Genomic DNA, 5,506 nt, shown 5'->3' on the forward strand with positions numbered 1-5,506 from the left:
CCTGACTTACTTTTGTGTGAGACTCTTGATACTTTTGCTTATCTCGCCAGATCAAAAAGATCACGGCGAGGAGCTAGATCGAATCAAGCGCCCACACTTATCGGCTGTAAATTTTTAAAGAACAATTTCGTCTCGATCGCTTCGTTTTCGTTCGCAGCGATCAGCGAAGGAGGCGAATTATGCGGGTCATTCTGAATGCCGTCAAGCGCTTTCGCGAAAAAAGTTTTCGGGCCTGAAAATTCCCTTTAGGCACGCCAGCACTCGCGCCGATTGGCAAACACGATTCACGCTCCCCCGCCTTCTCCGCATCGCGTCCCGGCCTCACTTTCCCGCGCGCCTCGCCCCGCAAAAAAGAAAAGTCCATCACCCTATTGCAAATGACGCCTTCGACCATATCGTAGAATGGCGATATAAGATTCGCATAGTGACGATGCAATTCCCATGAAGAAAACTCAACCGAATCCGACGCTCGATCTCGACGCCATCTATAAGGCACTGGCCAATCCGGTGCGCCGCGAGATCCTCGCCTGCCTGCGCGAACCGCACGTGCATTTCGCCGATCAGGAACTCCCGCTCGACCACGGCGTCTGCGCGGGCAAGATCGACGCGTACTGCGCGCTCTCGCAGTCGACGGTCTCCGCGCACCTGGCCGCGCTCCAGAAGGCCGGGCTCGTGACGTCGAAGAAAGTCGGTCAATGGGTGTTCTTCAAACGCAACGAGCCGGTCATCGAGGCGTTCCTCGCCCACATGAGCCAGCAGTTGTGACAGCGCTCCGGCGCAATCGTCCGTTTCATTTCCGATTTTTCCGCTAATCCGCGCATCCGTTTGGCTCGCGGTACGAGGTGAACCTATGGCAACGCTTTTCGACCCCATCCAGATCGGCGATCTCACTCTGCCCAACCGCATCATCATGGCGCCGCTCACGCGTGCGCGCGCCGGCGAGGCGCGCCAGCCGAACGCGCTGATGGCGAAGTACTACGCCGAACGCGCTTCGGCGGGCCTGATCATCAGCGAGGCGACGTCGGTGACGCCGCAAGGCGTCGGCTACGCCGAAACGCCCGGCATCTGGTCGCAGGAGCAGGTCGAGGGCTGGAAGCTCGTGACCGAGGCCGTGCACGCCGCGGGCGGGCGCATCTTCCTGCAGCTGTGGCACGTCGGCCGCATCTCCGATCCGGCTTTCCTCGACGGCGAACTGCCCGTCGCGCCGAGCGCCATCGCCGCGCAAGGCAACGTGAGCCTCGTGCGTCCGCCGCGCCCGTTCGTGACGCCGCGCGCGCTCGGTCTCGACGAGATCCCGGGCGTGGTCGCCGCGTTCCGCCAGGGCGCGATCAACGCGAAGGCCGCGGGCTTCGACGGCGTCGAGATCCACGGCGCGAACGGCTATCTGCTCGACCAGTTCCTGCAGGACAGCACCAATCAGCGCACCGACGCCTACGGCGGCTCGATCGAAAACCGCGCGCGCCTGCTGCTCGAAGTCACCGACGCGTGCATCGACGTCTGGGGCGCAGACCGCGTCGGCATGCACATCGCGCCGCGCGGCGACGCCCACACGATGGGCGATTCGAACCCGGCGGCCACGTTCGGCTACGTCGCGCGCGAACTGGGCAAGCGCAAGCTCGCCTTCCTGTTCGCCCGCGAATCGCTGGGCGACAACCGCCTCGGCCCGCAATTGAAGGCCGAATTCGGCGGCCCCTTCATCGCGAACGAGAAGTTCACGCTGGAATCGGCGCAAGAGGTGCTCGCATCGGGCGAAGCCGACGCGATCGCGTGGGGCCAGCTCTTTATTGCGAATCCCGATCTGCCGCACCGCTTCGCGACGAACGCGCCGCTCAATGCGCCGATTCCGTCGACGTTCTACGCACGCGGCGAAACCGGATACACCGACTATCCGTCGCTCGATCAGGTCGCTTAAGCGCGTTTAAGCGCGTGCCGCACGCGCGTCAAATGCGCGCGTGAAAACGACGCCCGCGAAAAAGCCCCGGTAAAGGCGCACTGCCTTTCCGGGGCTTTTTTATCATCGATTCGCGCCGCCAGCCGCGCGCAGCAAGGAATCCCCAATCACGTCCCGCCGATAAAACTCAATCAGGCACCCGCCCCATTTTTCCGCATCGCATTCGATAGGGCGTTTCAATTGGCATCGCCCGCGAGACTGTCCTTCAATTCGAATCCTGTCTGCTTTTCCAACCGCCGCAACCGCCGATCGGAGAATCGTCATGCCCCAAGTCGACGCCGAGCAAATCGTTCACAGCATCGCCGAGGAAACCCATACGCCTGAAGAAACCGTCGCGCGCATTTACGCCGACGCCCTTGCTCAATACCGCGTCGGCGCACGCATCGAAGACTATCTCCCGCTCTTTGCCGCGCGCAAAGTCCGCGCGACCCTGCGGCAAAACAGCGCAAAGCCGAGCTGAGTTTCGCGCAATCCCACGCAACGCTACGCAATCCCGACCTCGTTTTTTTCCCTTCAAATATCACCGCATCGATACGCGCGGGTACCGCTTTTTTACGCGGCGCCGCGCTTATCGGCTTGCGGGTCTTTCGCGTGCCTTTTGCGCGCCTTTTTCACACGGCCGCATTCGCACTGCGTCTTTAACGCCGCCCCTCTCAAGATTTCCCTCTTAAGGTTCGTTTAATTCTTCGCTGTAACCATACGCTCACCCCTGTTGAGCCGCCGGAACATCGGCGGCGTTTTTTTATGCGGCAAGCCGAGGAGGAGCGAAGTCATGGTTGAAGACGACGACGTGCTAATGCACCTGCAATCCCTGCTGCGCGACGGCTCGCCCGGACGCGTCGCCTCTTGCCGCGTGTCCACGCCGCTTCAGCACCCGTGGGGCCGCGCTTACCGGCTCGTCGAATGGACCACGCCGCTCGACGACGGCGCGCGCCGCCAGGTCGTGCCGGCGGAAAGCTCTGCGTTCGAGATCGCGCGTCTGGTCGCGGAACACGTGCCCGGCCGCCGCATTCTGCTCAACGGCGAACCCGTCGATGCCGAGCGTCCGCGCACGCGCCGCCGTGCACGCAGCAGCCGCGCCAGCGCACGAGCCGTGAGCTGACACACCCACGCGAGACGGCGCGTCCCGCCAGCCGGGGCGCGCCGTCTCGCCGATATTCCGCAGCACCGTTCCGTTCTTCCGCCTGGCGTTCGGCATCGACGAACGCGAACGCCCTGGCCGCGCGCAAAATCCCCGCGCGCTACGCCACCAAACTTCCCAACGTTGCTTCCAGTTCCGCGCTCACGCTCGTCATCGGCGCGCGCAGTTCGTTGCGGATCAATCCGCTGCGCGCGAGCGCGGCCTTCACCGGCCCCGGATTCGGTTCCGCGAACGCGGCACGCACGAGCGGCACCAGCGCGTGCCAGAGCGCACGCGCATCGGCGAGACGCCCTTCGCGCACGGCCTGCGCCATCGCCACGAAGCACTCCGGCAGCAGATGCGCCGACGCCGCGATCGCCCCGCTCGCGCCCGCGCACAGCGCGCCGAACATCTCGATGTCCTCGCCGCAGAGCACCTGCAGGCGGCCGTCGAGAATCAGCGCGAGCGTCTTGTCGAGCGACCCGCCGCAATCCTTCACGGCGACGATGCGTTCATGCGCCGCCAGTTCGAGCAGCGTCGCCAGTTCGAGACGCACGCCGGTGCGCGCGGGAATGTCGTAGAGGATGAAGGGCTTGCGGCTCGCATCGGCGAGCGCCGTGAAATAGCCGATCACGCCCGCCTGCGAAGGTCGGATATAGTACGGCGCCGCCGCCAGCACGCCCGCGATGGGCGTGTCGTTGAGCGCCTCGACGCGCTCGCGCACCGACGCCGTGTGATTGCCGCTCACGCCCGCCACCACCGGCAGCGGCCCCGCCGCGGCGAGCACCGTAGCGAGCACGGCGTCCTGTTCGCGATCGTCGAGCGCGGCGGGTTCGCCGGTCGTGCCGAGCGCGACGAAGCCCGCCACGCCCGCCCGCGCGTAGTGGCGCACCAGCGCGTCGAGCGCCTCGTGATCGACCGCTCCCTGGTTGAATGGCGTGACGAGCGGAATCCAGATACCCGAAAACGAAGACATGACTTTCCCTTGAACGCGACCGAGTGGAAGGTCCGTCGAGCGGTGCGGGGAAATCGGGCTGGCCTGGAGAAAGGAGGGGGCGGCAAGCTGTTCCATCGCAACATCCGACGGAACAGCAAGCTCCGGTCAGATGAGCGGCTGTTTTTTGGCTTTGGCTTTCACGCTGACCGACGCGGCCTGCGCGCGCGCCGGCATCGCGCGCGACTGGGCGGCGATGGCGACGATAGGCTGGGCGAAGGTATTCGGCTGACGTGACATGCCGGCAAGTGTAACCGAGATCGCCCGCCCGCGCGCCACCCGCCTGACGATGCACTCAGCGATGCACTTCGCCGTGCGCGCCCATATCGAGAATCGGCGCATCGAGCAGCAGATTCGGCGCATCGCTGGGGTCGCGCTTGGTGAGCTTGCCGTCGACGCTCGCGCCGCAATCCATCTGCAACTGCTGGTAGTAGATGTTGCCGACCACATGCGCATTCGATTGCAGCTCGACGAAATGATCCGCGATCACGTCGCCGACGATGCGGCCGTTGACGACGATGTCGTAGCCATGCACGTTGCCCTGCACCACGCTGCGCTCGCTGAGCACCAGCAGCGTCTGCGCGCCCGCCTTGCCGTTGACGTTGCCGGTCACCTGGCCGTCGAGCCGCAGGCCGTCCGCGAATTCGAGGTTGCCCGTGATGCGGACATCCTCGGCGATCAGCGTCGCGAGTTTGGTCTGCTGGATGCCCGGCTGGGGCTTCTTCTTGTTGAACATGAACATCACCGTTGCGTTTGCGTTGCTGAAGAAATGCCGTGGCGCCACCCACGGCACGAAACTCGGGATGCGGGCGCGCTCACTGGGAGGCGTTGCCGCTACTGGAATTGCCGTTCGCGCTGCCGTTCGCGCCCGCGCCGCGCGCGCCGCCGTGGCTGCGCAGGAACAGCAATTCGGCTTGCGCTTTCGCGACTTGCGCCTGGGCCGCGTCCGCCGACTGCTGCAACGCCGTCCGCGCCGCGCGCTCCTGCTCGAGCGCGAGCTGGGCCGTCGTGAGCTGGGTTTGCAGCACGTCGGGCTCGACCACGGGACAGGCCGGTTCCGCGCCCCGCAGCGCCCACGCCGAAGCCGCCGCGCCCGCGCCGCCGGCCAGCGCGGTCCATGCGAGCGCGAACGCCCAGCGCGAGGCGCGCGAGCGCACCGGTTGCAGTTCGAAGGCGCGCCGGGCGTCGGTGCGCACGCGCGCGGACGGGCGCGCGTCAGCCATTCGCCCGCCCGTTGCGCACATCAGGCGCATTAGGCCCGTTCGCGCCCGCGCCCTCGCCGCCACGCGCGTCTTTGACGCCACTCGCGCCACTCACGCGATAAGCGTCGAACAGCGCCAGATAGTCGGTCGGATTGACCTGCGCGCCGCGCACGATCACCTCGAAATGCAGATGCGGACCGGTCGAGCGCCCCGTCGAGCCGACATCGGCGATATGCTCG

At 65.5% G+C, this 5,506-nt stretch carries 8 protein-coding genes and 1 pseudogene; 4 read left to right on the forward strand and 5 right to left on the reverse strand.

Features of this window, described 5'->3' with window-relative positions:
* Positions 1 to 441: 441 nt before the first annotated feature.
* From LDO54_RS38505 to LDO54_RS38520, 4 genes and pseudogenes are all read left to right on the forward strand, one after another.
* The gene (locus tag LDO54_RS38505; protein WP_224018351.1) at positions 442 to 765 is read left to right on the forward strand and encodes an ArsR/SmtB family transcription factor; all 324 of its coding nucleotides are present in this window, start codon (positions 442 to 444) and stop codon (positions 763 to 765) included.
* Positions 766 to 850: 85 nt separating this feature from the next.
* A complete protein-coding gene (locus LDO54_RS38510) occupies positions 851 to 1,912 on the forward strand; it encodes an alkene reductase (RefSeq protein WP_224018353.1) in 1,062 nt (353 codons plus the stop codon).
* A 301-nt stretch (positions 1,913 to 2,213) separates the two neighbouring features.
* Positions 2,214 to 2,411: a DUF3562 domain-containing protein gene (locus tag LDO54_RS38515; protein ID WP_415774481.1), complete on the forward strand. Its 198-nt coding sequence runs from the start codon at positions 2,214 to 2,216 to the stop codon at positions 2,409 to 2,411.
* A 336-nt stretch (positions 2,412 to 2,747) separates the two neighbouring features.
* A pseudogene (locus LDO54_RS38520) lies at positions 2,748 to 2,957 on the forward strand (DUF2866 domain-containing protein); the annotation flags it as partial.
* 235 nt (positions 2,958 to 3,192) lie between these two features.
* Here LDO54_RS38520 and dapA read toward each other — a convergent pair.
* The 5 genes from dapA to LDO54_RS39400 all read right to left on the reverse strand — a co-directional run.
* A complete protein-coding gene (gene dapA, locus LDO54_RS38525; RefSeq protein WP_224018355.1) occupies positions 3,193 to 4,047 on the reverse strand; it encodes a 4-hydroxy-tetrahydrodipicolinate synthase in 855 nt (284 codons plus the stop codon).
* Between the two features lie 126 nt (positions 4,048 to 4,173).
* Entirely contained in the window at positions 4,174 to 4,305 is a 132-nt protein-coding gene (locus tag LDO54_RS38975; RefSeq protein WP_290371183.1) for a hypothetical protein, read from the reverse strand.
* 55 nt (positions 4,306 to 4,360) lie between these two features.
* Positions 4,361 to 4,801 carry a bactofilin family protein gene (locus LDO54_RS38530; RefSeq protein ID WP_224018357.1) on the reverse strand — a complete coding sequence of 147 codons (441 nt, stop codon included), beginning with the start codon at positions 4,799 to 4,801 and terminating at the stop codon, positions 4,361 to 4,363.
* A 79-nt stretch (positions 4,802 to 4,880) separates the two neighbouring features.
* Positions 4,881 to 5,288: a hypothetical protein gene (locus LDO54_RS38535; RefSeq protein ID WP_224018359.1), complete on the reverse strand. Its 408-nt coding sequence runs from the start codon at positions 5,286 to 5,288 to the stop codon at positions 4,881 to 4,883.
* Positions 5,281 to 5,506: M23 family metallopeptidase (locus LDO54_RS39400; RefSeq protein WP_436975784.1), on the reverse strand; the 226-nt coding region annotated here is incomplete at its 5' end. The genes LDO54_RS39400 and LDO54_RS38535, both read right to left, overlap by 8 nt.

Origin of the sequence: Paraburkholderia tropica, from assembly GCF_914484835.1 — a bacterium.
Classification (GTDB): domain Bacteria; phylum Pseudomonadota; class Gammaproteobacteria; order Burkholderiales; family Burkholderiaceae; genus Paraburkholderia; species Paraburkholderia tropica_A.